Annotated in this window: 31 protein-coding genes and 1 pseudogene; 23 read left to right on the plus strand and 9 right to left on the minus strand. The window is 30.3% G+C overall.

Annotation, left to right across the window (positions count from 1 at the left end):
• The first annotated feature begins 1 nt into the window (after position 1).
• The 9 genes and pseudogenes from kamC (at position 2) to CAAU_RS07985 (ending at position 9,951) form a co-directional block, all read left to right on the plus strand.
• Entirely contained in the window at positions 2–1,468 is a 1,467-nt protein-coding gene (gene kamC, locus CAAU_RS07945; RefSeq protein WP_008908923.1) for a lysine 5,6-aminomutase reactivase ATPase KamC, read from the plus strand.
• The gene (kamD, locus tag CAAU_RS07950) at positions 1,458–3,014 is read left to right on the plus strand and encodes a lysine 5,6-aminomutase subunit alpha (protein WP_008908924.1); all 1,557 of its coding nucleotides are present in this window, start codon (positions 1,458–1,460) and stop codon (positions 3,012–3,014) included. The genes kamC and kamD overlap by 11 nt, the downstream gene beginning before the upstream one ends.
• Positions 3,014–3,811 (plus strand): lysine 5,6-aminomutase subunit beta, encoded by a 798-nt coding sequence (gene kamE, locus CAAU_RS07955; protein WP_008908925.1) that lies wholly within the window; start codon positions 3,014–3,016, stop codon positions 3,809–3,811. Before kamD ends, kamE begins: the two co-directional genes overlap by 1 nt.
• 122 nt (positions 3,812–3,933) lie before the next feature.
• A complete protein-coding gene (locus CAAU_RS07960) occupies positions 3,934–5,796 on the plus strand; it encodes an LTA synthase family protein (protein WP_008908926.1) in 1,863 nt (620 codons plus the stop codon).
• A gap of 185 nt (positions 5,797–5,981) precedes the next feature.
• Positions 5,982–6,596 (plus strand): annotated as a pseudogene (locus CAAU_RS07965) (IS256 family transposase); the annotation flags it as partial.
• A 924-nt stretch (positions 6,597–7,520) separates the two neighbouring features.
• Complete coding sequence (locus CAAU_RS07970) at positions 7,521–7,985, plus strand: hypothetical protein (RefSeq protein WP_008908928.1); 465 nt, start codon at positions 7,521–7,523, stop codon at positions 7,983–7,985.
• Positions 7,986–8,375: 390 nt separating this feature from the next.
• Positions 8,376–8,750, plus strand: coding sequence for a hypothetical protein (locus CAAU_RS07975; protein ID WP_008908929.1), 375 nt, complete (start codon positions 8,376–8,378; stop codon positions 8,748–8,750).
• Positions 8,751–8,771: 21 nt separating this feature from the next.
• Positions 8,772–9,266, plus strand: coding sequence for a hypothetical protein (locus CAAU_RS07980; protein ID WP_008908930.1), 495 nt, complete (start codon positions 8,772–8,774; stop codon positions 9,264–9,266).
• A 463-nt stretch (positions 9,267–9,729) separates the two neighbouring features.
• Positions 9,730–9,951: a hypothetical protein gene (locus CAAU_RS07985; RefSeq protein WP_040306259.1), complete on the plus strand. Its 222-nt coding sequence runs from the start codon at positions 9,730–9,732 to the stop codon at positions 9,949–9,951.
• A 120-nt stretch (positions 9,952–10,071) separates the two neighbouring features.
• Here CAAU_RS07985 and CAAU_RS07990 read toward each other — a convergent pair whose 3' ends face one another.
• From CAAU_RS07990 to CAAU_RS07995, 3 genes are all read right to left on the minus strand, one after another.
• Entirely contained in the window at positions 10,072–10,572 is a 501-nt protein-coding gene (locus CAAU_RS07990; protein ID WP_083852837.1) for an integrase core domain-containing protein, read from the minus strand.
• On the minus strand, positions 10,569–10,943 hold the full coding sequence (locus tag CAAU_RS14285) for an IS3 family transposase (protein ID WP_192811202.1): 375 nt from the start codon (positions 10,941–10,943) through the stop codon (positions 10,569–10,571). Before CAAU_RS14285 ends, CAAU_RS07990 begins: the two co-directional genes overlap by 4 nt.
• A 144-nt stretch (positions 10,944–11,087) precedes the next feature.
• Positions 11,088–11,300, minus strand: coding sequence for a transposase (locus tag CAAU_RS07995; protein WP_008908933.1), 213 nt, complete (start codon positions 11,298–11,300; stop codon positions 11,088–11,090).
• Positions 11,301–11,382: 82 nt separating this feature from the next.
• Between CAAU_RS07995 and CAAU_RS08000 the strand changes: the two genes are divergently transcribed.
• From CAAU_RS08000 to CAAU_RS08010, 3 genes are read left to right on the plus strand one after another with little or no spacing between them, the layout of a single operon-like run.
• Entirely contained in the window at positions 11,383–11,925 is a 543-nt protein-coding gene (locus CAAU_RS08000; RefSeq protein WP_083852840.1) for an RHS repeat-associated core domain-containing protein, read from the plus strand.
• 10 nt (positions 11,926–11,935) lie between these two features.
• Complete coding sequence (locus CAAU_RS08005) at positions 11,936–12,184, plus strand: hypothetical protein (RefSeq protein WP_008908935.1); 249 nt, start codon at positions 11,936–11,938, stop codon at positions 12,182–12,184.
• Between the two features lie 2 nt (positions 12,185–12,186).
• Positions 12,187–12,411 (plus strand): hypothetical protein, encoded by a 225-nt coding sequence (locus CAAU_RS08010; RefSeq protein ID WP_008908936.1) that lies wholly within the window; start codon positions 12,187–12,189, stop codon positions 12,409–12,411.
• Between the two features lie 87 nt (positions 12,412–12,498).
• On the opposite strand, the gene tyrS is transcribed toward CAAU_RS08010, so the two are convergent.
• On the minus strand, positions 12,499–13,716 hold the full coding sequence (tyrS, locus tag CAAU_RS08015) for a tyrosine--tRNA ligase (RefSeq protein WP_008908937.1): 1,218 nt from the start codon (positions 13,714–13,716) through the stop codon (positions 12,499–12,501).
• 59 nt (positions 13,717–13,775) lie between these two features.
• Positions 13,776–14,942 (minus strand): cation diffusion facilitator family transporter, encoded by a 1,167-nt coding sequence (locus CAAU_RS08020; RefSeq protein WP_008908938.1) that lies wholly within the window; start codon positions 14,940–14,942, stop codon positions 13,776–13,778.
• 137 nt (positions 14,943–15,079) lie between these two features.
• On the opposite strand from CAAU_RS08020, the gene CAAU_RS08025 reads away from it, so the two are divergent.
• Positions 15,080–16,489: a DUF445 family protein gene (locus tag CAAU_RS08025; protein ID WP_008908939.1), complete on the plus strand. Its 1,410-nt coding sequence runs from the start codon at positions 15,080–15,082 to the stop codon at positions 16,487–16,489.
• Between the two features lie 5 nt (positions 16,490–16,494).
• On the opposite strand, the gene CAAU_RS08030 is transcribed toward CAAU_RS08025, so the two are convergent.
• Genes CAAU_RS08030 through CAAU_RS08040 form a run of 3 tightly spaced genes read right to left on the minus strand, consistent with a single transcriptional unit; the run spans position 16,495 to position 20,115 of the window.
• Positions 16,495–17,952 carry a spore germination protein gene (locus CAAU_RS08030; protein WP_008908940.1) on the minus strand — a complete coding sequence of 486 codons (1,458 nt, stop codon included), beginning with the start codon at positions 17,950–17,952 and terminating at the stop codon, positions 16,495–16,497.
• Positions 17,953–17,960: 8 nt separating this feature from the next.
• On the minus strand, positions 17,961–19,043 hold the full coding sequence (locus CAAU_RS08035) for a Ger(x)C family spore germination protein (protein WP_008908941.1): 1,083 nt from the start codon (positions 19,041–19,043) through the stop codon (positions 17,961–17,963).
• Positions 19,030–20,115 (minus strand): GerAB/ArcD/ProY family transporter, encoded by a 1,086-nt coding sequence (locus tag CAAU_RS08040; RefSeq protein ID WP_008908942.1) that lies wholly within the window; start codon positions 20,113–20,115, stop codon positions 19,030–19,032. Before CAAU_RS08040 ends, CAAU_RS08035 begins: the two co-directional genes overlap by 14 nt.
• 114 nt (positions 20,116–20,229) lie before the next feature.
• Here CAAU_RS08040 and CAAU_RS08045 point away from each other — a divergent pair, with 114 nt between their 5' ends.
• The 4 genes from CAAU_RS08045 to pabB all read left to right on the plus strand — a co-directional run bounded on the left by CAAU_RS08045 (position 20,230) and on the right by pabB (position 22,884).
• The gene (locus CAAU_RS08045) at positions 20,230–20,409 is read left to right on the plus strand and encodes a hypothetical protein (protein WP_008908943.1); all 180 of its coding nucleotides are present in this window, start codon (positions 20,230–20,232) and stop codon (positions 20,407–20,409) included.
• 93 nt (positions 20,410–20,502) lie between these two features.
• A complete protein-coding gene (locus CAAU_RS08050) occupies positions 20,503–20,976 on the plus strand; it encodes a LiaF transmembrane domain-containing protein (RefSeq protein WP_008908944.1) in 474 nt (157 codons plus the stop codon).
• A gap of 8 nt (positions 20,977–20,984) precedes the next feature.
• A complete protein-coding gene (locus CAAU_RS08055; RefSeq protein ID WP_008908945.1) occupies positions 20,985–21,560 on the plus strand; it encodes an anthranilate synthase component II in 576 nt (191 codons plus the stop codon).
• A complete protein-coding gene (pabB, locus tag CAAU_RS08060) occupies positions 21,553–22,884 on the plus strand; it encodes an aminodeoxychorismate synthase component I (protein ID WP_008908946.1) in 1,332 nt (443 codons plus the stop codon). The genes CAAU_RS08055 and pabB overlap by 8 nt, the downstream gene beginning before the upstream one ends.
• On the opposite strand, the gene CAAU_RS08065 is transcribed toward pabB, so the two are convergent.
• Positions 22,877–23,464, minus strand: a complete 588-nt coding sequence (locus CAAU_RS08065) for a Uma2 family endonuclease (RefSeq protein ID WP_008908947.1) — start codon at positions 23,462–23,464, stop codon at positions 22,877–22,879. The two genes, pabB and CAAU_RS08065, sit on opposite strands and share 8 nt — an antisense overlap.
• A gap of 73 nt (positions 23,465–23,537) precedes the next feature.
• Here CAAU_RS08065 and CAAU_RS08070 point away from each other — a divergent pair, with 73 nt between their 5' ends.
• The 6 genes from CAAU_RS08070 (at position 23,538) to mnhG (ending at position 26,230) form a co-directional block, all read left to right on the plus strand.
• Positions 23,538–24,296, plus strand: a complete 759-nt coding sequence (locus CAAU_RS08070; protein WP_008908948.1) for an aminotransferase class IV — start codon at positions 23,538–23,540, stop codon at positions 24,294–24,296.
• Positions 24,297–24,363: 67 nt separating this feature from the next.
• Positions 24,364–24,747 (plus strand): desulfoferrodoxin, encoded by a 384-nt coding sequence (locus tag CAAU_RS08075; RefSeq protein WP_008908949.1) that lies wholly within the window; start codon positions 24,364–24,366, stop codon positions 24,745–24,747.
• A 169-nt stretch (positions 24,748–24,916) separates the two neighbouring features.
• The gene (locus CAAU_RS08080; RefSeq protein ID WP_341350036.1) at positions 24,917–25,195 is read left to right on the plus strand and encodes an ArsR/SmtB family transcription factor; all 279 of its coding nucleotides are present in this window, start codon (positions 24,917–24,919) and stop codon (positions 25,193–25,195) included.
• On the plus strand, positions 25,192–25,668 hold the full coding sequence (locus CAAU_RS08085; protein WP_040306263.1) for a Na+/H+ antiporter subunit E: 477 nt from the start codon (positions 25,192–25,194) through the stop codon (positions 25,666–25,668). Before CAAU_RS08080 ends, CAAU_RS08085 begins: the two co-directional genes overlap by 4 nt.
• The gene (locus tag CAAU_RS08090) at positions 25,665–25,913 is read left to right on the plus strand and encodes an MrpF/PhaF family protein (protein WP_008908952.1); all 249 of its coding nucleotides are present in this window, start codon (positions 25,665–25,667) and stop codon (positions 25,911–25,913) included. Before CAAU_RS08085 ends, CAAU_RS08090 begins: the two co-directional genes overlap by 4 nt.
• 2 nt (positions 25,914–25,915) lie before the next feature.
• Positions 25,916–26,230: a monovalent cation/H(+) antiporter subunit G gene (gene mnhG / locus CAAU_RS08095; RefSeq protein ID WP_008908953.1), complete on the plus strand. Its 315-nt coding sequence runs from the start codon at positions 25,916–25,918 to the stop codon at positions 26,228–26,230.

Consider the following 26,230-nt stretch of genomic DNA (forward strand, 5'->3'; position numbering starts at 1 on the left):
GATGAATTTTTTTGATATAGACCTTAAAGAAATAGGATTTGACTATGTATATGAGCAGCTTCAACCTAAAACTGTTTTTGGAATGGAAATTAAAAAAAATATAAAGTTTTACAAAAAAAAGAATAAAAAAAATCTTTTGCAGGAATTTGAAGAGCTTGAGGATATAATATGTTCAATTAAACAAAATAGAAAAGCTTTTGATGAAATTGAACATATACTTTATAAATTCAAAGATATAAGAAAAAGTATAGAAAGATGTAAGAATGGTTCAGTTTTAGATGAAGTGGAATTGTTTGAAATCAAAAATTTTTGCTTAAATTTAAGAGCTTTAAAAAGTTTAATTTCAGAAGCAAAAATAAGCAATATTATTTTACATTCTTTAGATGATGTTTACATAATTTTAGATCCAGAAGGAAAGAACATACCTACTTTCTACATATATAACGTTTATTCTGAAAAATTAAATGAGATAAGAAATAAAAAGCTTGAAATAGAAAAAAAGATTTTTCTTGAAGTTGATGAAAAAAACATAAATCGTTTAAAGGAACAAAGATTAAATCTGGTGATAGCTGAAGAAGAGGAAGAATTAAAAATTAAGAAGGAATTGTCTAAAAAGATAAGTAAATATGTTAATGCTTTTGAAGAAAACTTTAGAGGCATTGGAAAATTAGACTTTTTAATAGAAAAGGCAAAACTTGCGATAAAATATAATGCCACAAAGCCAATTATTATTGATGATTTAAAAGTTAATTTAATAAATCAAATTAATCCTTATGTCCTTGATATATTAAAGGAAAAAGGCAAAAGCTTTACTCCAATAACTATTGAAATGTTTAAAGGCACAACGGTTATAACCGGTGCTAACATGGGTGGAAAAAGCATATCTTTGAAGACTACTACACTGAACTTACTTTTAGGACATCTGGGATTTTTTGTGTTTGCGGAATATGCAGCTTTCCCAATATTAGATTTTATTTATTTTATCTCAGATGATCTTCAGTCGGTATCAAGGGGACTTAGCACCTTTGGTGCAGAAATAATAAAGCTTAATGAGGTTATAAGCAGAATAAAAAAGGAATTCGGATTTGCTGCCCTTGATGAGGTGGCAAGAGGAACAAATCCTAAAGAGGGACATGCAATAGTAAGGGCAGTCTGCCAATATCTTAATAGTTTTAGCAGTTTTGTTTTAGTGTCCACCCATTATGATGGAGTAGTTGACAAAAATATGAATCACTATCAAGTAGTGGGGCTAAAAAATGTTGACCTTGATAATCTCAAAAAAGATCTGGCAATTAAAAATTCAATTGAAGTTATCCAGGAATACATGGATTATAGTTTAGAAAGGATAGAAGGCATAAGAGAAGTCCCAAAGGATGCACTAAATATTTCAAAACTATTGAATTTTGATGAAGAAGTAATAAAAATAGCTGAAAATATATTAAAAGAGGGGGATAGGAATGAAAAGTAAACTTAATTTAAATTGGGAGATAGTTGAAAAGGCAAGGGAATGTGCAAGGAATATTGCCAATGATACTCAAAAATTCATTGACAAACATACAACAGTAGCTGTTGAAAGAACAGTATGTAGATTGCTCGGAATTGATGGTGTGGATGAATTTGGCGTTCCTTTGCCAAACGTAGTAGTTGATAATATTAAAAAAGGAAATGGGCTTTCTGTTGGTGCAGCAATTTATATTGGAAATGCAATGCTTCATACAAAATTAACTCCTCAGGAAATTGCAGAAAGGGTTGCAAAGGGAGAAATAGACCTTACAAAGCTTCCAATGCATGACTTGTTTGATATAAAACTTGAAGTTATGAAGGTTGCTAAACAAACTGTAGAAAGAATAAGAAAAAATAGGGAAACAAGGGAAGAACTATTAAGAAAATACGGAGATAAGCAAGGGCCACTTTTATATGTTATAGTAGCAACAGGTAACATATACGAAGATATTGTTCAGGCAAAGGCAGCAGCAAGGCAAGGGGCAGACGTCATTGCGGTTATTAGAACAACGGGTCAAAGCCTTTTAGACTATGTTCCTTATGGTGCTACAACAGAGGGCTTTGGAGGAACCTATGCGACTCAGGAAAACTTTAGACTAATGAGAAAAGCCCTTGATGAAGTAAGCGAAGAGCTTGGAAGATATATAAGATTAACCAATTACTGTTCTGGACTTTGCATGCCTGAAATTGCAGCGATGGGTGCTTTAGAAAGATTAGATGTTATGTTAAATGATGCCCTTTATGGAATACTTTTTAGAGATATAAACATGAAAAGAACACTAGTTGACCAGTTTTTCTCAAGGGTTATTAATGGATTTGCAGGTGTTATCATAAACACAGGAGAAGATAATTATCTTACAACAGCGGATGCCGTTGAGGAAGCCCACACAGTTTTAGCATCACAATTTATAAATGAGCAGTTTGCTCTTCTTGCTGGAATTCCAGAGGAGCAAATGGGACTTGGACATGCTTTTGAAATGAATCCAGATCTTAAAAATGGATTCTTATTAGAACTTGCTCAGGCTCAAATGGCAAGGGAAATATTCCCTAAGGCACCTTTAAAATACATGCCCCCAACAAAGTTTATGACAGGAAATATATTCAAAGGACATATTCAAGATGCACTATTTAACATGGTAACTATAATGACAGGGCAAAGAATACATCTTTTAGGAATGCTTACTGAGGCTATTCATACTCCGTTTATGCAGGATAGAGCCCTTTCAATTGAAAATGCAAGATATATCTTTAATAATATGGAATCATTTGGAGATGAAATTGAGTTTAAGAAGGACGGAATAATTCAAAGAAGGGCTAATGAGGTATTAAATAAGGCTTATGAACTATTAAAGGAAATAGAAAGGGAAGGATTATTCAGAACATTAGAGCAGGGTAAATTTGCAAATATCAAAAGACCAATAAACGGTGGAAAGGGACTTGAAGGCGTAGTTGAAAAGGATGAAAAATATTACAATCCATTTATTGAGCTTATGTTGGGAGGTAGAATCTAATGAGCGGAGGACTTTATTCAACCGAAAGAAAGGATTACGACAAGACGTTAGATCTTACTAAGGTAAAACCCTATGGAGATACAATGAATGATGGAAAGGTTCAACTTAGCTTTACTTTACCAGTTCCAAATGGTGAAAGGGCAGTTGAAGCTGCAAAGCAGCTTGTAAAAAAGATGGGTATTATAGATCCTCAGGTAGTATATAATGCTGCATTAGATAAGGAATTTACCTTTTTTGTAGTGTATGGCAGTGTAGTTCACACCGTAGATTATACAGCTATCCATGTTGAAACGGTAGACGTTCAGACGATGTCTATGGAGGAGACAAATCAATTTATCAAGGAACATATAGGAAGAAAGCTTGTTGTTGTAGGAGCAAGCACGGGAACAGATGCTCATACTGTAGGAATCGACGCAATAATGAATATGAAAGGATACGCAGGGCATTATGGTTTAGAAAGATATGAGATGTTTGAGGCATATAATCTTGGAAGCCAAGTTCCAAATGAAGAATTTGTTAAAAAGGCAATTGAACTTAAAGCGGATGTATTATTGGTGTCACAGACAGTAACTCAAAAGGATATCCACATACAAAACTTAACCCATCTTGTTGAACTTCTTGAAGCAGAAGGAATTAGAGATAAAATTTTATTGATATGCGGAGGTCCAAGAATAACCCATGAACTTGCAAAGGAACTTGGATACGATGCAGGGTTCGGACCTGGAAAATTTGCCGATGATGTTGCAACTTTTATAGCAACCGAATTTGCACAAAGGAAATTACCTGGAATAAAATAAGGACAGCGACTGCTGTCCTTATTTGTTAACATTTTATTAATTAAACTCCATCTCCTTTGACTTCAAATTTTTATAATATTATACTAAATGATGTCGAAAAATAATAGGGGAAGTGAAAAGGGATGGAGAAGTTAAAGTTAAGTTTAAAATTATTACCTGATGTATATTTATTTGTCTTGATAATTTTTATTAAAACATTATCTGCCAATGTTGCAATGAAATTGGTTTACCAATCAACCTTTTATACTTTATTTGGTATTTTAGGTTCTTCGCTCATTTTTGCATCTATTTTAAGCTTATTTAAGTTTAAAACACGATATATCGCTTTTTATATATTTGACTTTTTAATAAGTTTGATACTTCTAACTGATATAGTTTATAACAGATATTTTTTAGATGTAACCTCTGCTGCTTTAATTAAACAAGCGGGGCTTGTTGGGGAAGTTAAAGATAGCGTATTTGCCCTTTTAAAACCGTGGGATCTATTTTACTTTGTGGATTTTATATTTATTTCTTTATTTTATAAATATTTTAAGAGAAATTTAGTTGAAAACGAAACAAAATTAACTAAAAGATTAACATCCTTTGCTATGCTTGTTATTTTAGGATTGACTTTTAGTTATCAAAGCGTAAAGGCATTGGATAGAAGACAGCCAGGAATTTTAAAGACTATGTATGATAAAAAGTATATCGTTTCCAATATTGGAAATATCAATTTCCATGCCTTTGACCTTTATAATTTTATAAAAAGAAATGTATTAAACATAAAAAAGATAGATGAAAAAGAGATTAAAGAAACTTTAAAATGGTTTGAAGATAAAAATGCAAATAAAAATAAAAATTATTTTGGAGAATATAGGGGCAAAAATCTTATAGTAGTTCAGCTTGAGGCCTTTCAAGGATTTGTTTTAGAAAGAAAAATCAATGGTCAGGAGCTGACGCCAAACTTAAATAAACTTGCAAAAGATAGCCTCGTGTTTGAAAATTATTACTATCAAACTGCCTGGGGTGGAACCTCAGATGCAGAGTTTTTAAGCAATGTATCTTTGCTTCCTGCAAGGGACGGATCTGTTTATTATCAATATGCAGGGAATAAATACAATGCACTGCCAAAAGAATTAAAGGGAATAGGCTATTCCACAGCAGTAATGCATGCAAACAGGCCTGGTTTTTGGAATAGGACTAATATGTATAGGGCTTTAGGCTTTGACAAATATGAAAGTGAAAAGGACTTTAATATAGATGAGATTCAAGGTATGGGACTTTCTGATAAATCCTTTTTTAAACAGGCAGTTGAAAAAATGAAAAGCTATGATAAGCCCTTTTATTCCTTTTTAATTACTTTATCCAGTCATTTCCCATATAAAGATTATCAAAATAAGATAGCCAAAATAATTAATGTCGGAGAGTTTGAAGGGGATGTTGTGGGTGACTATCTAAAGGCTGTGAAATATACTGATGAAGCTGTTGGGCTTTTTATTGATGAGCTAAAAAGATCAGGGCTTTGGGATAATTCGATTGTTGTATTTTATGGTGATCATGCAGCAATCCCTTATGAAAAAAGGAGCAGCCTTGCAAAGATAATTTATGGCAAAGATGATCTTACGACCCTTGAGTGGGTAACCAATCAAAAAGTTGTAATGATGATACATTTTCCAGATGAAAGGATAAAAGGCATAGATAAAACTACAGCCGGACAGATGGATTTATATCCTACCCTTGCTAATTTGTATGGGATAGAGCCAAAGTATGTTTTGGGAAGAGACCTTTTAAATCAAAAAGATGGATTTATATTAACAAGGGAAGGGAATTTTGTTACAAATAAATATGCTTATTTAAAATCTTCTGATAAACTTGTTGAGCTAAAGAATGGAAAAGAAGCTGATAAGGAAAAGTTTAAGTATCTGTTTGATAAGTATAAAACTTATTTTGATATGTCAAATAAAATGATAGAATATGATTTGCTAAGGTATTTAGAAAGATAGATTCTATGTCAATTATGGGGTGGGCAAATTATTTAGATGCCCGCCCTTGCTAATTTTCAGGACATTTTTGAGAGATTAAGATTATGTTAAGAATAATATTTAAAATTGGGCATGATAAAAAGACGAAGCTAAGGCTGGCTTTTTGAGTCAGTATAACGAATTGTGCATGCTTAAGCTTTTAAACGATTTGGATAGGTGAAAATGAAAACTCAAGATTCTGGCTAGGAGTATTAAATGAACTAAAAAATCGAGGAGTAGAAGACGTATTGATATTCTCAGTTGATGGATTAAGTGGCTTAAAGGAAGGAATCGAAGCAACATTCCCAAGGGCTGAAATTCAAAGATGCATAATCCACCAGCTAAGAAATTGCTTTAAGTATGTATCATATAAACATCTTAAAGAGTTTAGTAAAGATTTTAAAGCCGTATATCAGGCAGCAAGTGAAGAAATTGCAAGAGATAAATTTGAAGAAGTAAAGAAAAAATGGCAAAGCTCTTATCCGTTTGCGATAAAAAGTTGGGAAAACAACTGGGAAGTATTAATTCCATTTTACAAATTTCCGGAAGAAATAAGGAAGATAATGTATACAACGAACATAATAGAAGGATTTCATAGACAATTAAGGAAGGTAACAAAATCAAAGGCTATATTTCCAAATGATGAATCATTAGAAAAGATGTTGTTTTTAGTAGCAAAGAATGTAATGAAAAAATGGACACAAAGATATAAAAACTGGGACATGGTATTAAACCAATTAATGATAATGTATCCAGAAAGAGTGGAGAAATTTATAAGATAAAACTCTCGCCGCGGGCAAATTCTTACCAAGAAAGAGTGCAAATTAATTTAAATACACAAATTTACTTACACTACCTTTAATAATGTTATAGACAGTTTTGAGTGACTTATTGGTTTTAATATATGTAGAATTATGTAGTAATTAGTTGGGTATTTTTTAATTGACATAAATGGTATTTGAGGGATAAAATGGTAATAGAAGGTAACAACTCGAGTTTTACTTAAATTTATAATATTTAATAAAACATACGGTGTAATGTCTAGTAGTGAAATTGTAGAAGTTTTAATGGAAGAAGCATCTATTTTAAGATCATAGACAATAATATCAGAGATTAATTTGTAAGCATCTTTAAGGTTATTAGGAATAGAAAAAGATTTGGAAGGTCGAATGGCTATTGGGGCATAAAACTAACAACAAGCGATTGTCTACTACAAAAGTATTGGGCGCGCAAAAAAACTCCTTTTATGTAATATTTAGCCCAATGCAACGGTATATCCCTGACAGGCTGCTGCATTAAGAGCTTCGTCTATCAGAACAATCCTACCTACCTAACGGAAGCACCTTACTTTGCTAAAGGTAAGGAAAAGATAAGAGAATGGACAGCATACGAGTAAGAAGATAACAAAAAGTCCTAGGAGGGTTAGGTTACTTAGAAGTAACCAGCAAAGATTTTGTAATAGGAAGCAAGGGCTACTGCGCCATTGTTGAGGCTATATAACACTGATACTAATACGCCTAAATTTAATAAGGGTCTAAATAAACATGAAAAAGTTGGTTGGTATAGCACATCTTGTTGAACTAAAACTATTATTAAATTATCAAAGGACAACAAAACTAACGATTAAAATATTTCCCATTTAAGCCCTTAAACTTGAACTGGAAATTCTCTATAAGGTATATTATACATTATACAAGGAGGTTTACATGAATAAGAAAAAAATTTTGCTTATAGGAGTGTTGATTACACTTATTGTAGTAATATTAATATACAATTATATTTCTGATTCTTCAAAGACTATGATGAAATTAGGTGAATCTGATAATTGGAGAATTGAAGCTTTTATAGAAAACAATAAGGATATATATATATTTAGACCTACTTTATACCCTAAATTTTATCCAAATAATAGTTTGGAAATAAAAGTTATGTGGAATCTAAATGAAAAATTATTAATATCTGATGTTAATTCCCCTAAATTAACTGGTAGCTACTCATTTAGTGAGTTCCAAGCAAAAAATCTTCCAGATATACCATTGCAACATTTTAATTTTTTAAATGGAAATAGGAAAGAAATTTACAGATTGTTATCTCAAAGCTCAATCGACATATTATGGAAACAAGGTAATGGTGAGTTAAAAAAAGATACAATATTTTTAAAATGCAAATAATAAATAAAATCTTATGGTAATAAGTTAAGATAAAAAACACTTTATACAATGTATGAAATACTGCCTTAATTTATAAAATTTAATATATAAAAGATAAATTAGAAACAATATGGAAGTATTATGCATAGAGCATTATTTGATAATATATACTCATTTTCAGTGAAAAAAGTTTGTAATTACGTAGTAGCACATTTGACGTATTGAAACAAATAATGATAAATATAATGATTTATTTGTTTAATAATAGCTTTTCTTATCAAAGATATCAGATTTTTTCGTTTCAAGTTAAATTGGTAAACTTGTCAATTTTATTTATACTCATAGAGGTAAACTTAATTTAGTATTTTATAAACACTGAAATTAAAATTTACTATAAGAGGAGTGAAAATAATGAAAAGAATATTGTCATTAGTTGTTATTTTCTTTTTATTATCGAATACGTTAGTTTTTGCTGCAACTGTAAAAAAATACGGTTTTTCGGGGGAAAAACAAGGTTACTTTGATTTAGATATTGAAATGTATCAAAATGAATATGGTCTAATTAATCCACAAGTTATCTATATTCAAAGACCTGATGGTAAAAAATATGAAAGTAGAGATTTAGAAGAATTATTTTTACAAAAAAATATTCTATCTAATTGTAATAGTAATCAAGAACTCATAATATTACAGATACCAATAGAACCTGGAACTATTAGAATTGTTACAGGAAATGCTAGTGTTAGTCCTTGGGTAATTAAAGATTCTATATCTAAGCGAGCTTAGAATCTATTAAAAGGTTTAACATTGGCAGGAATTGGTTTTTTTATTAAACCTATTGGTGGATTTATATTAGGTGCTGGAGATGCAGTAATAAGTAATGCTGTAACAAATGCATATCAAGTAAGTAGTGTTTCCCAATTTAATAATAGAATAATAAGAAAAATTGGAGAAGTTTATGATGGAAGTTCATGGGTTCCATTAGCTGAGTTCCAAAGATGGGAAGAATATTGGCAAAAATATACATATACATACGATAATCAAGGGGTAGAAACAAATTCATTTAGGTATGTATCTTTTCCAGGGGCTTCTGGAAGCATTTTGTTGCCTAATGTTCCAACTAAAATACAAAAATATGTTGATTATGATGATAATTCAAAACTTTCTTCCATAACATATGAACGTTGGCTAATGAATCGTGGATATTATGTATATAAATATAATGAGTGGGGCGATAATATATTAATTGATAATTCAAATTGGTGGCAAAATTACGTAAATAGTAAAACAATACAACCATAAGTAGCGTTTATAAAATGATATTTGTTTTAGATAAAATATATATTATGGTAAATATGGGTATAATATCATATTTGGACGTCAATTTGCAGTATTTGAAATAAATTGTTCTAATGAGATTAATTGGCATAATAATTCTAACTATGTCGATAACTTAAAAATAAAACTACAAAATATAACAATGAGAAAATAAATAAAAGCCTTGAGAAATCAGGGCTTTTTTATTTGGCTCTATGTCAATAGTTGGGGTTGGAATTTGATTAGTGTGATTGTCCCTTCTAATTTTTGATAGTAACTATATGACATGTATTCGTGATAATGGAACTAAAGCACAAGACTAAGAAAAATATGTGGAAAAAGATATAATGCTTTAATTGAAAGGTATGAAGGGATTAGAAAGTCAATTGAAGATGTTGAAAATCAGAGGTTTAAAGGGCTTATAAAGAAGGATAGGATAGAGGAATTTATGAAAGTTTTAAGAGATAGGAATGGGTTAATAGATGAGTTTTGTGGGAATATTTGGAATATGGTAATTAAGACGGTTAAGGCTTATGAAGATGGAAAGATGGTGTTTGTATTCAAGGATGTGATGCGGACTGACCCCCCTAATTTTGGACAATATCTTAAGTTTTCATGGTTAATCTTAGAGATTCGAAATTTTACTTCTACTTATTCGGTCCGCCCTTGACATTGAGCCTCTACATGCATGATTCCTAGCACTAGCATCAGCACCAACAATAGTGCAGCTTTTTTTAGGCTATCATGCATGTCCTCAATGTCAAGGGGGCGCAAGATGGACCTTACTTTACTACAAATATATGTTTATACTCTCCCCAGTAATTTTAAGATATTCAAAATACTCGGCTGGCGGCATGTATTTCGTTGATGAATAGATTCGTTTTGTGTTGTATCTCCTTATAAATTCATTGACAGTTTTATAGGCCTCAGCAAAGGTTGAAAATTCGTTTATGCTTAAGCATTCTTCCTCTAAAATTCTATGGTAGGATTCAATATCAGCATTCATGTTAGGGGTTTTGTAAGGTATTCTCTCATGTTCTATATTTAACTGTTTACAAGAATTTTCAAAAGTTTCACTTATAAATTGTAGCCCATTGTCTGAGCGTATAGCTGGTTTATTTTCAACTTCGTATAATTGTCGTTTCAATAACGCAATTTTTAAAGTCCTTGCTGCGTCTTCGCCTGTACAGCTTAGCCCTATGTGATGTGAAATGATATTACTATCAGCAACATCAATAATGCTAATTATATAGAAAAATCTGTCTTCTCCATTTATATACCCATATTTTATATCAGTTTGCCATTTCTGTTTGAAGCTGTAACAGTTCTATTTCTTGCAATTTTTCTTGGATGTCTAGATTTGATTTCTCTTTGAGGTTTTAATATATTTAATTCCTTACAAAGTCTGTAGATTTTCTTCTTATTAATATTAATTTTAAAGTTTCTACTAAGAGCATGTGTTATTTTTAGATATCCATAATAAATACTTTCTTCTTCAATTATCTGGATAATATATTCCTTTATTTGTTCATCTGATATTTTTTCTCCGCTTAGAGTAAAATAATAACATGTTTTTGGTCTTCCAGTTGATTTATTCTTAATAATTTTTAATCCTGACAAATGATAATAATATGTCGAACGATTAAGCCCAATTATCCTCAATACTTTTGTTTTTGGATAACCAGCCTCAATCCATTTATTTAAAATTTCAACTTTATCTGCTATAGTTGGTTTGTTTTTTTAGTAAGTCTTTAAGTATAGCTATTTCAAGGTCTTTCTCGCCAAGAAGTTTTTTAAAGTTTTGTCCTATGCTTCAAGGTTCTTAACATTAGAATTATCAAGTGACTTTTTAATATTAGCTTTAGGCTCTCTATTTGATTCCCTATTTTGTCTAACCCACTTGTAAACTAACTCTTTAGATAGCCCATTTTGTCTTGCTACTAAAGCAATATTTCCTGTTTCAATTGCTGCTTTGATTATTGAATCTTTAAATTCTTGAGTATACTTTTTTTGTGTCATTATTATTCCCCCTCGACAATTATATCTTATCATATTAAGATACATTGTCTAAATACTTTAGGGGGCTAAATAGGAGACAAAGCTGTATTATTTGCAGAGTAGATATTACAACCTTGAGTGGTGTAGATTTGTTAGTGCGGATGCGATTGTTGGTAGGATTGGAGAACTTTTAACGCATAATATGTTTTCGTATTGTTTCAACAGGCCAATAATGTTTGAAGATTCTTCAGGATTTGATGCAGAAGATATAGGAAGAACGTATAAGCAAATTCCTGTTCCAAATGTGATTCTTGAAATAATGGATTATTTTTCACCAATTCCTATTTCATTGTTTATTGGTGTTTTACAAAAAACGAGTGTAACTATAAATAAAAACAAGCCTATTAAAGTAGTTATAAATGGTAAGAAAGAGTCACTTAGAGTGGATGTCGAACCTGATTTAAATAAAATTCAAATTCAGTCAGGGCATGGCAAAAAATCAAGTATTGACATTAGAATAAATCCTAAAAAGCCTTTAGACGATCAAATACCAAAAAACATCCGAAGGAGTTTAAGCAAAGGGCAATATAATGATTTAATGAAATACTTGAAAAGGGCAGTTGATATTTTAAAAAGCTTAAAATAGGAGGTCTAAAGTGGAAACAATAATTTATATTAAAGAAACAATAAATTTACCAAAATTTGATGATTTAGTTTCTTATATGTGGGAAAAGGGTATTAGTTTATCTTACGTTCGAACAGGTGATGATTTTTACGATAGTAATATTGTAGAGTTGGCATGGAATAAATGGATCGATAATCCTGAATGGGATGATTTTACAAATGAATATATAGATTTTGAAATTAAACAAATAAAAAAAATAATCTTTCAAAGCAGAAAATAAGTTTGTTTTCAAAGTTTTACAATCCAAAATACATTGTAAAAGTTGAATTATCAGATAGTGCACTCTTAATAGATAAAAGGGCATATTTGCGCGCAATTTATTTAATAGCTAAAAGTTGCAATGGATATATTTTAGAAAAAAATAGCAAAAGTTTATTAACATCAGATGAATTTTATGAAAAATATAAAGATATTATTGAAATGCCTTTTACTATAATTATATTTTAGCAAAGCGGGCATCTGAATAAAGTATTTTTTTGTATGCAAAAAATGTTGAGGTTTATTTAGCACCCCAACATTTATTATAGAACCTTTTTAGTTAAGCTCAATTTTGTTGTAGTTCTTTTTACCTCTTCTTACAAGCATGAAACCTTCTTTAAACATGTCTTCTTTTAATATCTCATCAAAATTAGTTATCTTTTCATTGTTTACATATAAACCACCCTGTTGAATGAGGCGTTTTCCTTCGCTCTTTGAAGGAATAACCTTAGCTTCAACAAGAGCATCAAGAAGCTTTGAACCAAGTAGATCCTTTGAAATTACAGATGTTGGAACATTGCTTAAATCACCGCCAGCACCGAAAAGTGCTTCTGCAGCCTCTTGGGCTTTTTTAGCTTCTTCCTCTCCATGGATGAGCTTTGTGATTTCAAATGCAAGAACCTTTTTCGCTTCGTTTATCTCTTTATCCTTTAAAGAAGATAGTCTATTAACTTCATCCATTGGAAGGAATGTTAAAAGTTTTAGGCATTTTTCAACATCTGCATCGTTAATGTTTCTCCAGTATTGATAAAATTCGTATGGTGATGTTTTATTAGCATCAAGCCAAAGGGCACCCTTTTCAGTTTTACCCATTTTTTTGCCCTCTGAATTTGTAAGAAGAGCTATGGTCATACCATAGGCTTCCTTGCCTTCTTTTCTTCTAATAAGGTCAACCCCTGCAAGAATATTTGACCACTGATCGTTTCCGCCGACCTCTAATTTGCATCCATAACGCCTATTTAATTCAAGGAAATCATAGGCCTGCATTAACATATAGTTGAATTCAAGAAAGGATAGTCCCTTTTCAAGTCTTAACTTAAAGCATTCAGCTGTAAGCATTCTGTTTACAGAGAAATGAACTCCAATGTCCCTTAAAAATTCAATATAGTTTAGATTCCATAGCCAGTCTGCATTATTTACTAAAATAGCCTTTCCATCAGAAAAATCTATAAACTTTTCCATTTGTTTTTTTATATTTTCTACATTGTGCATTATTTCTTCCTTTGTTAGCATTTTTCGCATATCCGTTTTTCCTGATGGGTCACCGACCATAGCGGTTCCACCACCGATAAGGACAATTGGTCTATGTCCAGCCTTTTGAAGATGGGACATAACCATAAGCTGTATAAAATGGCCAACGTGAAGACTATCTGCTGTTGGGTCAAAACCGATATAAAATGTAACTTTTTCTTCCTCAAGCAATTTCTCTATTTCCTCTTCATGGCTTAACTGTTCTATGTAACCTCTTTCTCTTAAAACATTTAAAATTGACAAATCTTGTCCCTCCTTAGTTTAAGCTTTGAAGTATATTTTAACAAAGTAAAAACAAAATTTCAATGCAGTTGGATATAATCTCTGTCAATATGAATAATGACTTTATAGTTTGGATGGATATTAGTAATTTTGCTTATTATATCTTTAATTAAAGTGGGTTCATCCTTTTTAAGAACGTCGTGGGATACTACTAAATCAAATATAATGCTTTTTTTATCGTTATGTCCAATTATTCTAAAATCATGAAAGGATAAAACTTCTGGATAATCCTTTAGTATTTTTATAACCTCCTTCTTAGCTTCTAAAACTTCATTATCATCCATATTTACTGGATCCATATGGATTATTAATGTTATATTTAATTTTTTTGAAATTTCATTTTCTGCTTTATCTATCATCTCATGAAGTTCCATGATATCGATATTGGAGGGAACTTCAGCATGAACGGATACAAGATGGGTCTTATGTCCGTAGCTGTGGATTATAATGTCGTGGACACCGATTATGTATTCATAGGAGAGAAGCTCAGATATTATTTCATCCACAAGCTTAGGATCGGGCGCTTCACCAAGTAGGGGGCTTATGGTTTCCTTTATCAATTTATATCCTGCAAAAATTATAAATAGTGCTACTATAAGGCCTATATATCCATCTAAGGGGAAATTAATGTATTTTGAAAGTAAAAAACCTAATGCAACAGTAGAGGTAATTAATACATCAGAAAAACTGTCAAGGGAAGTTGCATCTAATATATTGGAATTTGTGATTTTTGCGAGTCTAGAGTTAAATCTTCCAAGCCAAAGCTTAAAGGATATAGAAATTATAAGAATAAAAAAGGATAAAAGGCTAAATTTAAGTTTTTCTGGATGCAATATTTTAGAAAATGAACTTTTTAAAAATTCAAATCCCACTAAAATTACCATTATCGATACTATAAGTCCTGCGATGTATTCTCCTCTTCCATGACCAAAGGGGTGTTCCTTATCGGCAGGCTTATCTGATAATTTAAAACCAATTATTGTTATTACTGAGGATCCCATATCAGAAAAATTATTGAAGGCATCAGCCGTTATTGAAATACTATTGGATAAAAAACCGATGATTAGTTTTATTATAAATAGAATTAAATTGATAAAGATTCCAACATAACCGCTCAATAGTCCTAAACTTTTTCTTTCATCCTCGGCATTTTTGATAAATTTTTTAATTAAAATGTCTGTAAGCATATAATCCCCTCGCAATTTGAAATATTAATTTAACAAAAAATATTATATTGCATTATAAAAAGGTTTTAAACATGGATAATACAAAAATTTTGTGTTATAATCTTCATGTCTTATTTTTACACCAAGGGGATGATTTTATGAGGATTTTTTTATCTGTTTTAATTGGAGCTGTTATAGGGTATATTACCAATTTCATTGCTATAAAGATGCTTTTCAGACCCCATGAAGAAAAAAAGTTATTTGGAATTAAAATTCCATTTACTCCAGGACTTATTCCAAAGGAAAGGCAAAGGATAGCAAATAGCATAGGAAATACAATAGGAGATCACCTTCTAACACCAGAAGTTATAACTGAAGCATTGTCTAGTCAAGGCTTTAAGATTAAAATTCGAAAATGGATAGAGGACAAATTAAAGGATTTTTTTAAAAGTGATAAGTCATTATTGGATTACTTTAAAAGCTTATTTGGGGAAAGATATATTACAATAAAGGAAAAGCTCAATGGCATTATTGCCAATGCATTGATTGAACAACTAAAAAATGAAGAAAGTAAACGATTAATTATAAATTATATCGTCCTTGAAATTAAGAAAATGGATATAAAAGAAATCCTTGAGTCTGTAATTGTTAATAATAAAGAAAATATTAAAATATTAATAAATGAAATGATTTTCAAAGAAGATTTAAAAAACATTACATTAAAGAATATAATATCAGAAGATTTTGCTGATAAAATTAAGGACTTTATAATAACAAACAGAGATAATATTGCAGGCTTTATCAAGACAAAACTAAAAACCCCAAAGGTAAGGGCAAAGATATCTGAACTATTATATGATATTTTACAACAGAATATTGGGAAATTTGTAGCTATGCTTATAAGCCCCGAATTTATTACACAAAGGGCATTATCTTCTATTGATGAATATTTAAGTAAGTTAGAGAATAAAACCGCCATTGCCCTAATGATAAATAATATTATTGATAATCTTCTTGACTTAAAAGTAAACGATATTATTAAATTAAATGAAAATGAAGAAGAGCTTAAGGACAAAATATGTGAAAAATTATTAGGACTTTTTAGTCAAAATGAAAATATAGAAAGAGTATCATTGACTTTAAAGGATATGATTGCGAATAACCCTAATTTGCCGGATATTCTTTTAAGCTGGATAAATAAATTTATTGAGGATCCTAAATATGTTAATGGTTGTCAACTATTAATAGCTTCAGTTATAGACAAAATATTAAACACTAAATTAAATTCTATATCCCATTTTATTGATGAAGAAACTATAAATGAATTGATAGATTTATTATCTGAGTCAACTTACTATGTTTTAAAGGAAAATGCCCATTATTTTATAGAAGGCATAGATATTCCAAGAATTGTAGAAAACAGGATCAACCAATTAGACGTTGAATATGCCGAAAAAATTATATTAGATGTAGCCAATAGGGAACTTTCTGCAATAACTTGGCTCGGAGCCCTATTAGGCGGCATCTTAGGCCTTATGAATCCATTAATACAAATTTTATTAAAATAAGAGCCCTAATTTTTGGGGCTCTTTTGACTTGGCTTAAGGCTTTTAGGTTCTTTAAGAGCTTCCTTTAAAGGTGCCCTTATAAAGGCATCCAAAAGATCCTTAAACCTGCTTGGCACAATAGGTGAAAAATAAGCTATTCCAAAGGATTCGAGCTTTGTAAGGTGAATTAGTAAAAAATAAAACCCTATTAATAAGCCGAAGAAGCCAAACATTTGACCTAATATGATCATTGGGAATCTAATAAATCTGATGGTTAGGGCCATTTGATAATTGGGAATTATAAACGTAGAAATAACTGTTATAGCAACTATAAATAAAGTTGCAGGGCTTACTAGGTTAGCCTTTGTTGCAGCATCCCCAATTACTATTCCACCTACTATGGCAAGGGTTGTTCCGATTGGATTTGGAAGTCTAAGGCCACCTTCTCGTAGAATTTCAACAGCCACATCCATTGCTAAAATTTCAAGCAAAGGAGGAAGGGGAATATTCTGTCTTGATGATATTATAACCGACATAAGCTTATATGGAAAAAGCTCTGGGTTATAAATTAACAAAACAAGGTAAATAGGTTCTAAAACCATAACAGTAATTATAGCTATAAATCTCATAAGCCTTGAAAAATTAGCAGTAATCGTTCTTTCTGAGTAGTCTTCAAATCCTTGAAAAAACTCAAAAAAAGTTGCTGGAAGAATAAGGGCACTTGGAGTTTCAGAAAGAAAAATTGCAGCTTTCCCTTCTAAAAGGTCAAATATAACTTTATCGGGCCTTTCTGTGCTCTTAGATAAAGGAAATATATTATAGGTTCTCATGTCTAAAAACTGCTCTAATACTCCTGAAGATATTGCAGCTGGAATTTTTAAATTGGAAATTCTTGCTTTAATATTTGTTAAAACCTGCGGGTCGATTACACCATCGATATAGACTAAGACTAATTCGCTTTTGAATTTTTCGCCTATGATATATTTTTCAAGCTTAAGATTTGGATTTTTAACTTTTCTTTGAAGAATAGTTAAATTGAGCTCTAAATTTTCAGTAAAACTTTCTCTAATACCATAAACAGATTTTTCACTTGTGGATTCTTCAATCTGTCTATAATTGTTATTTGTTGTATTGCAAACAATAGCAGCGTCGCAATTATCTATAAGGATTATAGATTTACCACTTATTAATTGAAGGGCTATGTCAGGGATGGAATTTGTTACTGAAACATCTGAAGAATAAAGATGCTTTTTTAATATTTCATCTATAATATCTTGATTTTTTGCCTTTATATTAGAATTAAGAAGGGGTTTTAATATATATTCCTCAACTAGATTCTTATCAGCTATGCCTGATATAAACAAAACAAAGCAGGTTTTATTATTCAAATCTATTTCCCTTTTTATAAAATTAAAATTGCTTGGAATTGTGGAAGTTATAAATTCTAAGTTAGAAAAAATATCTTTAGTTAATTTTTCCATCATATTTTCACCTACCTTATAATCCTTCCTGGGGATAATATTTTTATTTTTGCACTAATTTTTATATTTGAATTTATAAAATTTTCCTCAATAAAATCTATCTTATCCCTTCCAAGCTTGGCTACGGCATATTTTTGAACGTCAAAGATATCAGTCCCATATTTGTTTTGATACTTATCAGCAATTTCTTGAAGTTGTTTCGTTAATTCGTTAGAATATTTTTCTTCGAGTTCTATTAATTTATCCTTAGTAAGTTCTTGCGCATCATCTATGTTAGCTTCTTTAACAGAAGAATATATTAAAAGATATATGTTATAAGTGATTTTATTGTCATTTATATCAACTTTAACATTTCTTCTACTATTGCAAAATAAATCGATGGATTTTGAGTTTTCATCGAAAAATGTTAAATAGCCTTGGGCTTTTTCATTTCTTAATAGATTAATATATTTTGTATCTTCTTCTGGAATTGTAAAAATGAGTTTATCCTTTTTAAAAACAGCAATACCACTTAACTTTACAGTATCTTTATATTTTTCTATATAAGGAAGCATAATGTGTCTTCCTTCTTGATAATACATATTAAAAAAATCCTTAATGTTTGTATCCCTTTGGGTAAAGTTTGCTTCATAGGAAGATTTAATTAAATCTTCGATTTCTTCAGCCATAGTATTGCTATCCTTGGCATTTAGTTTTAAAATTTCTTCTGTTCTTTGTTTTGATACTGCAACTGTTGTGTTAAGATTCCTTTCCTGATCCCTTAAAAAGGCATCTATTATATCGGAAATACCAAATTTACCTCTTTCTTCGCTTATTAAAAGTGTTCTTACAGTTCCAGGTAGATGTCTGCGTTTAGTTATTAGTAATCTTTTATTAAACATCTCAAATATACTTTTTCCTTTTGTCGTTACAACACTTTTATCAACAACGTTTTGGGATTTAAAAACAATAAATTCAAAGCTGGAGGATAAGGTTTTATCCTTATCAATATCGTGGCCTATTCCAGCTATTACTGATGTGCGTTCGATGGAAGGTTTTCCATAACAGGAGGTAAAAATAAGCATAAATAATAGAACTAAACTAATTTTTTTCAAAGGTCTTACCCCCTTTGAAGTAGCTTAATATTAAGGTTAGCGTTGAGTAAACCAAGATAAATCCTACTAAATATGGTTCTACCTTATCTATAACCATTGTTCGCGTATGTTCCGGAACTAACATTGAGGATACGAACATAATAATAAGGCAACTATATAAACAACAGCGGTTATAGGACTTTTTTATTATTTTTGATAGGGTATAGGATAACCCATATCCCCCAACGGCTAATGTTTGGAATATCTTATTACCCCATAGAAATATAAACAAAGGTTCAAAATTTGAAAGAACAGGTAAATCAGCTCCAGCAACAAGATATAAGAGGGGATATTGAAGCTTTGAAGTTAATATGTGTCCACAATAATTTATAGTCAATAGAACAGTTAATGTGTATATAAATATAGTTATTAGACTGCCTATCACTCCTGAGGATAAAACCTTTTTAAAATCAGTTACATAGGGAATAATTAAAAGGCTAATTTCAACTCCAGAATAGGCAAAGAATGTTTCAGGAACAGCTTTAAATATTGAACTAACATCGTCGAACAAGGGAAGTAGGTTGGTAATGTGGCCTTTGTTTATAAAGTAAAAGGGTATAATAAGAATAAGTATGGTTAAATAAAACAATAGTTCAGATAATCTACCTATATTTGTTAATCCGTAATTAATTGTAAAATAGGTTAAAATAACCGTTATTACAATTATGGTATGGGGTGATAAAAATTTAGTTGTTGTAAAAACTAAAACATTAGCAAATCCTGAAAGGACAAATGAAGAAAAGAATATAAAATTGATAAAGAAAAATATTGTAAATATGTAGGCTAAAAATTTCCCCCAAATTCTTTTGTTGGTTTCCAAAAACTCATTATAATTAGTATTTCTGTATATAAGGGCTGCAACTATACAAATATAAATAGGATATATTCCTGCCACTAAAACGGAGATCCATCCTGACTGTTTGGCTACTTTACATACTCCGGATGCTAAAGACAAGATCCCAACGCCTATTATTGAATTTTGGATGATAAACATATATTGATTTCTTGTAATTTGATTGTTTATTTTAAACATAATTATCACCTTTAAATATTTTTTGCATAAAATAAAAAATTATGTTCAGTGGGAATAATAAAAATAAACCGTGTAAGAATAATAAAAGAAAGATTAATTTATGGAGGTATTACTATGGCAAGTAAAGAGCAACTTATGGCTGTTGCAAGAAGTTGTAGTTATTATAGGGTAGAAGGTATGCATAATCTCTTAACATATCCTGAAAGAAGCTGTGAAAATTGCTTGAACTGGGATGGAGAAAGATGTAAAATAAACGTTTTTGATAATGTATTAACTGGACTTGATCAAACATAAATTCCCCTAAAGACTCTCCTTTAGGGGAATTTTTTATTACAATTATTAGTCAAATATAGTATAATAATAAAAAAGGGTTTGTGGGGTGTTTATATGAAAAGTTATTTATGGGGACTTGTCTTTATTCTTGTTGGAATATTTTTAATAATTCAACGAACATTTTTGTTTGATATTAATTTGTGGAATTTTGTGTGGCCCATCTTTTTAATAATCCCAGGGATTGCAATTCATTATAATTATTTTTCAAAAAACAAAGGAACAAAAAATTTAATATTAGGTGGAACCTTAATTGTTTATGGATTTTACTTTTTATTTTCTATTTTTACTAGTTGGAAGTATGTAGAATATACAAACTTTATTTATCCTTTGGGTGTTGGAATAGGCTTTTTAGAGGATTATGCCTTTGAAAAGCATAAAAATAGTTTTGTTATATCAGTTATTTTAATTGCAGTATCTATATTTATGTTTTTAAAATCTTTAAATCTATATTACGGAATCGAACAATATGTTTTACCAGTTGCTTTTATTTTACTTGGTATTTATATTTTAATAAAAGGAAGAAGATGAGGTGGGTTATGGTTCTTATAATAGATAATTTCGATTCCTTTACTTATAACTTGTATCATTATTTTTTAATATTAGGTCAAGATGTTTTGGTAAAGGGTAGACATGAAATAAGCATTAATAATATTAAAAATATAAATCCAGATTATATAGTTTTATCCCCTGGACCAGGAAGCCCAGAAGAGGCCATTTTGCCCCTTGAAGTTATAGATAAATTTAAGGGGGAGATTCCAATCCTTGGTGTCTGTCTCGGACATCAATGTATTGGCCATTATTTTGGTGGTAAGGTTGTTAAGGGGCTAAGACCGGTTCATGGAAAGGTTCATGAAATCAACCATTTTAATAAAGGGGTATTTAAAAATTTAAAAAATCCTTTAAAGGTTACAAGATACCATTCTTTAGTAGTTTCTAAAGAAGATTTGCCGGATGAACTTGAAATTACTGCTCTAACTTTAGAGGGAGAAATTATGGGTATAAGGCACAAAGAATATAACATTGAAGGGGTGCAATTTCATCCAGAGGCGATTTTAACTGAAAATGGACTAGATATGTTAAATAACTTTTTAAGGAGTGGCAAAAATGCATAGGGCAGAATTGAATTTTTTAATAGATCCATTTTTAACTTTTAAAAGGGTTAAAAAGGGATATTCTATGCTTTTAGATAGCAGATACCAGCTTAAAGATTATGGTGACTACTCAATAATTGGTTTTAATCCCAAAATTATTTTAAAACAAGTTAATGGAGAAATTTACATTACTGAGGATAATAAAGATTTTAAAAGGGAAGGAACTTTTCTTGATGTTTTAGACTACTATTTAGATCTTTACAAAAAACCTAAATCTGATTTGATTTTTGATGGAGGATTTATTGGTTATTTGTCCTATGATCTTGGAATGGATCTTTGTAAGATAAAAAGGAAAAATAAAGCTTCAACAAATATTCCAGAGGCTTTTTTTGCTTATTATGATGAGTTTATTATAATCGATCATAAAAATAATACAACAATAATCAATACGAAGGATTTTGATGTAGTAAATTTACTAAAAAATATTGAAGAAGAATACAAAATTGATAATTATATTGGGAATTTAGAATTAACTTCTAATTTTACGAAGGAAGAATATAAAAAGGGAGTAGAAAGGGTTAGAGAATATATTAGGCAAGGCGAGGTCTATCAAGTTAATATATCACAACAATTTTATGCAAAAGGCTTTATTAATCCTTATGATGCTTATGCTATATTAAGAAGGGCTAATTACGGTCCTTATAATGCCTTTTTAGAGGTTGATGGCGGGTTTATTTTATCTACATCTCCAGAGCAGTTTATAAGAAAAAGGGGAGAATATATAACAACAAGGCCGATAAAGGGAACAACAAAACGAAGTTATGATAAAGAGGAAAATGAAAAATTAAAGAAAATGCTTTTAGAAAGCGAAAAGATAAAGTCTGAGCTTTTAATGATAATAGACCTTGAAAGAAATGACCTTTCAAAGATTTGTTATCCGGGGACCGTAGAGGTTAAGAATTTATTTGAAGTAGAAGAATATGCTACAGTTAACCATCTTGTTTCAACAATCCAGGGTAAGCTTTTAGATGACATAAAATTTAGTGATATAATAAAGGCTATGTTCCCAGGAGGATCTATAACAGGTGCACCAAAGCTTCGTTCAATGGAGGTTATTGAGGAAATAGAAAATATGTCAAGAGGAATATACACGGGTTCCATAGGATATATTTCAAATAATGGCAATTTTGACTTTAACATAGCAATAAGAACAGTTGTCATCGATGAAAATGGTCTTTATTATAATGTTGGTGGAGGAATAGTTTGGGATTCTGATCCTGAAGATGAATACGAAGAAACTCTCCACAAGGGAAGGGCAATATATAGCACCTTTTCGACTAAGTAAGTTGATCATCATGAAACAATTCTTCTAAATTAAATTTTATATTTTTAAATATTTTCGATGTAATGACTTCATTTGATTTGTATATATCAGGTGACAAATAACAGTTATCACTATAATAATATTGAATGATTGTTTTATTCAAGGGGTTAACGATCCAGTATTCTGTAACTTTAAATTTTTCATACAGATTAAGTTTTTTAACATAGTCTGTAGATTGACTTGAATTTGATACTATTTCTATAATAAATTCTGGTGAACCTAAAATGAATTTTTCCTTTATTTTGCTTTTATCACATATAATAAAAATATCCGGTTGAATTACGTTTGTTGCAGATTCTATATTGCTAGCGTTTAAAGTTAATATTACATCTAATGGAGCACTAAAAACTTCACAATTTAAATTTTTTAGACTGTCGTTTATCGCAATAAACATTTTCCTTAATATTCTTTGATGCTGAACTGAAGGAGAGGGACTCATTAAATATGGTGTCCCTTCTATTATTTCATATTTAAAATCATCAGGAAAGCTTAAATAATCCTTATAGGTGTAGATTTTATTTTGCTGAATTGCTAAAGACATAAGATTCACCTCACTTTATATATTATTTTATTATTTAATAAAGAAAAATACAACGTTTATAGGAGATGAATATATGGACATAGATATTTTTGAAAAGAATATTTCATTTGGGCTAATGCCATTTGAAACTTTGTATTTTAATAATAACGAAATAGAGGATGTAGATAAACATTTTAAAAGGTTGAAAAGGGCCCATAATATCTTAAAAATTGATTTTGACGTTAATTTAAGTGAGTTTAGCAAAGCCTTATATGATTATGTAGCTAAGTTAGCATGTAGCGAAGGAGTTTTAAAGGTTGTATATTATAATAAACAAATTAATATTTCATACAGATTACCAAATTATACAAATAATATGTTTAAACAGGGATTAAAATTGAGAACCTCTAATATAATAAAGGGTAAAAATAATATATTTAATTATATAAAAACCTTTAATTATGGAGTTAATTACATAGAGGATGTTAGGGCAAAAAAAGAAGGGTATGATACTGCACTTTTTTTGAATGAAAAGGGTTATATATGTGAGACCTCTTATGCTAACATTTTTTTTGTAAAGGATAATGAAATTTATACTCCTCATTTAAGAAGCGGAATTCTAAAGGGGATTATGAGGGATAATATTATACGCTTTTTAAGCTCAAAGGGATATAGAATAAATAAAACATTTATTGGTTATAATAATATTAGTAATTTTGATGAATGTTTTTTAACCAATTCAGTTATAGGAATCATGCCTGTAAAGCAGATTGATGATGTTTTTTATAACGGTAGGTCTATCATTGAATTAATTATAAAATTCAAAAAATTCTGGAGAAGTTGGATGTTTTGACTTGCAAATTATAAAATTTGTGATAAAATATATTTAAAGAAAATAATTTTCCAAAGGGGGCTATATTATGGCCAATTTAAAGGAAGTTTACAAATGTGAAATTTGTGGAAACATAGTTGAGGTTTTACATGCTGGAGCTGGGCAGCTTGTTTGCTGCGGAAAGCCGATGAAACTTTTAAATGAAAACACAGTAGAAGCTTCAACAGAAAAGCATATTCCGGTTATTGAAAAGGTTGAAGGTGGAGTTTTAGTTAAGGTCGGAAGCATAGAACATCCTATGGAGGAAAAACACTATATAGAATGGATAGAACTTCATGTTGATGATAAAGTTTTCAGAAGATATCTAAAACCAGGGGATAAACCCGAAGCCTTCTTCCCTATTGAGGGAGAGAATATGTTTGCAAGGGAATATTGTAATCTTCACGGTTTATGGAAGAGCATAATGGGATAAATAAATTAGGCGGGAATGATTCCCGCCATTTATATTTTTTGTTATGTTAAAAAATAAACTTTTGATTTTTATTGAAATTATTAGCATTATATTGTAATATTATAATATAAAAATACATAAAGGGGGTATAGGTATAATACACGATAAGAATATTACAAAAGTTTCAGAATTGTTTAAAATATTAGGGAACCCGATTCGGGTATCTATATTGATTTGCCTTTTGAAGGGTAATTCAAATGTAACCAAAATTCAAAAGTGCCTTGATCTTCCGCAATCAACCGTTTCCCAACAGCTTGGTATTTTGAAAGGTGCAGGAATAATAGAGGGCAACAGAAATGGACTTGAAATAATCTATTCTATCGTTGATCAAAAAGTAGTTGAAATTTTAAAAAGCATGTTTGACATTAAAAATTTTGATTCCTATTTTGTTGGAGGTGCTGATCTTTGATAAATTTTATTTTAACTTTTCTTAGTATGTTCTTAATATGGACAGCCCTAAGTTATCCGTTAAGTAACCAAGAAGTCGTATTTGGGACTATTTTATCTTTCTGCATTTCTTTGCTTACTATATTTTACAATAAAGATGCAAAAAAATTTAAGTTAAAAACTTTGTTTTATCTTTTTAAATATTTTTTGGTGTTCTTGGTTGAATTAGTAAAGGCAAATCTTAATATGGCCAAAATTGTATTGACTCCTTCATTACCTATATCTCCAAAAGTTTTAAAGTTAAAAACTGAGTTAAAGTCACCTATTGCAAAGGCCATTTTGGCTAATTCTATAACCCTAACCCCTGGAACAATTTCCGTAGAGCTTGTGGATGATTCTTTGTTTATTCATGTGGTTGAGGGGGACAAGGTAGCAAATATTGAAGATCTTAAAGGGCCCTTTGAAAGGTTGTTAAAGGAGGCTTTTGAAGAATGATTACATTTATATTAGTTTTATCTTTACTTGGGATGGTCCTTGGAATTTTTAGGTTGATTAAGGGAAAGTCAATAGAAAGTAGAGTAGTTGCAATCGATGTTTTAACAACTATAACCTCTGCTATAATTGTTATTTTTTCCTTTACCAATGATAATAGTTTGTTATTGGATGTAGCGCTAGTTTATGGACTTCTATCCTTTGTTGGAGTTGTTGCAATTGCTCGATACCTTGAGGGAGGAATTTGATTATGGAGATTTTAGGATGGATATTTTGTTTAATTGGAGCGGTGTTCTTGTTCTTGGCAGGTCTTGGAATTTATAGAATGCCAGATGCATTAAATCAATCTCAAGCTGGAACCAAAGCATCAACTTTAGGTATTGTTTCATTATTTGTAGGATTTTCTATTTTAAAACCTGAATGGGTTCCAAAGCTTATAATAATGGCACTGTTTTTCTTGTTTTCTTCACCAATAGCATCCCATGCTATTTGTAAAGCAGCACTTAGACGCAATAAGGGAAATTTCTATTTGAAGGAAAATGCCTTTTTAAAGGATGGTGAATAG

It is taken from the genome of Caloramator australicus RC3 (assembly GCF_000297115.1).
GTDB classification, from domain to species: Bacteria; Bacillota; Clostridia; order Clostridiales; family Caloramatoraceae; genus Caloramator; species Caloramator australicus.

Bases quoted from the DNA above. Each gene is read 5' to 3' on its own strand.
- CAAU_RS07975 (WP_008908929.1), top strand. From the start codon at position 8,376: ATGAAAAGAATATTGTCATTAGTTGTTATTTTCTTTTTATTATCGAAT.
- CAAU_RS08075 (WP_008908949.1), top strand. From the start codon at position 24,364: ATGGCCAATTTAAAGGAAGTTTACAAATGTGAAATTTGTGGAAACATA.
- mnhG (WP_008908953.1), top strand. From the start codon at position 25,916: ATGGAGATTTTAGGATGGATATTTTGTTTAATTGGAGCGGTGTTCTTG.
- CAAU_RS07995 (WP_008908933.1), bottom strand. From the start codon at position 11,300: ATGACACAAAAAAAGTATACTCAAGAATTTAAAGATTCAATAATCAAA.
- CAAU_RS08050 (WP_008908944.1), top strand. From the start codon at position 20,503: ATGAAAAGTTATTTATGGGGACTTGTCTTTATTCTTGTTGGAATATTT.
- kamE (WP_008908925.1), top strand. From the start codon at position 3,014: ATGAGCGGAGGACTTTATTCAACCGAAAGAAAGGATTACGACAAGACG.
- CAAU_RS08020 (WP_008908938.1), bottom strand. From the start codon at position 14,942: ATGCTTACAGACATTTTAATTAAAAAATTTATCAAAAATGCCGAGGAT.
- CAAU_RS08070 (WP_008908948.1), top strand. From the start codon at position 23,538: ATGGACATAGATATTTTTGAAAAGAATATTTCATTTGGGCTAATGCCA.
- kamD (WP_008908924.1), top strand. From the start codon at position 1,458: ATGAAAAGTAAACTTAATTTAAATTGGGAGATAGTTGAAAAGGCAAGG.
- CAAU_RS08040 (WP_008908942.1), bottom strand. From the start codon at position 20,115: ATGTTTAAAATAAACAATCAAATTACAAGAAATCAATATATGTTTATC.
- CAAU_RS08065 (WP_008908947.1), bottom strand. From the start codon at position 23,464: ATGTCTTTAGCAATTCAGCAAAATAAAATCTACACCTATAAGGATTAT.
- CAAU_RS07960 (WP_008908926.1), top strand. From the start codon at position 3,934: ATGGAGAAGTTAAAGTTAAGTTTAAAATTATTACCTGATGTATATTTA.
- CAAU_RS07970 (WP_008908928.1), top strand. From the start codon at position 7,521: ATGAATAAGAAAAAAATTTTGCTTATAGGAGTGTTGATTACACTTATT.
- CAAU_RS07985 (WP_040306259.1), top strand. From the start codon at position 9,730: ATGAAAGTTTTAAGAGATAGGAATGGGTTAATAGATGAGTTTTGTGGG.
- CAAU_RS08090 (WP_008908952.1), top strand. From the start codon at position 25,665: ATGATTACATTTATATTAGTTTTATCTTTACTTGGGATGGTCCTTGGA.
- kamC (WP_008908923.1), top strand. From the start codon at position 2: ATGAATTTTTTTGATATAGACCTTAAAGAAATAGGATTTGACTATGTA.
- CAAU_RS08030 (WP_008908940.1), bottom strand. From the start codon at position 17,952: ATGATGGAAAAATTAACTAAAGATATTTTTTCTAACTTAGAATTTATA.
- CAAU_RS08045 (WP_008908943.1), top strand. From the start codon at position 20,230: ATGGCAAGTAAAGAGCAACTTATGGCTGTTGCAAGAAGTTGTAGTTAT.
- pabB (WP_008908946.1), top strand. From the start codon at position 21,553: ATGCATAGGGCAGAATTGAATTTTTTAATAGATCCATTTTTAACTTTT.
- CAAU_RS08025 (WP_008908939.1), top strand. From the start codon at position 15,080: ATGAGGATTTTTTTATCTGTTTTAATTGGAGCTGTTATAGGGTATATT.
- CAAU_RS08055 (WP_008908945.1), top strand. From the start codon at position 20,985: ATGGTTCTTATAATAGATAATTTCGATTCCTTTACTTATAACTTGTAT.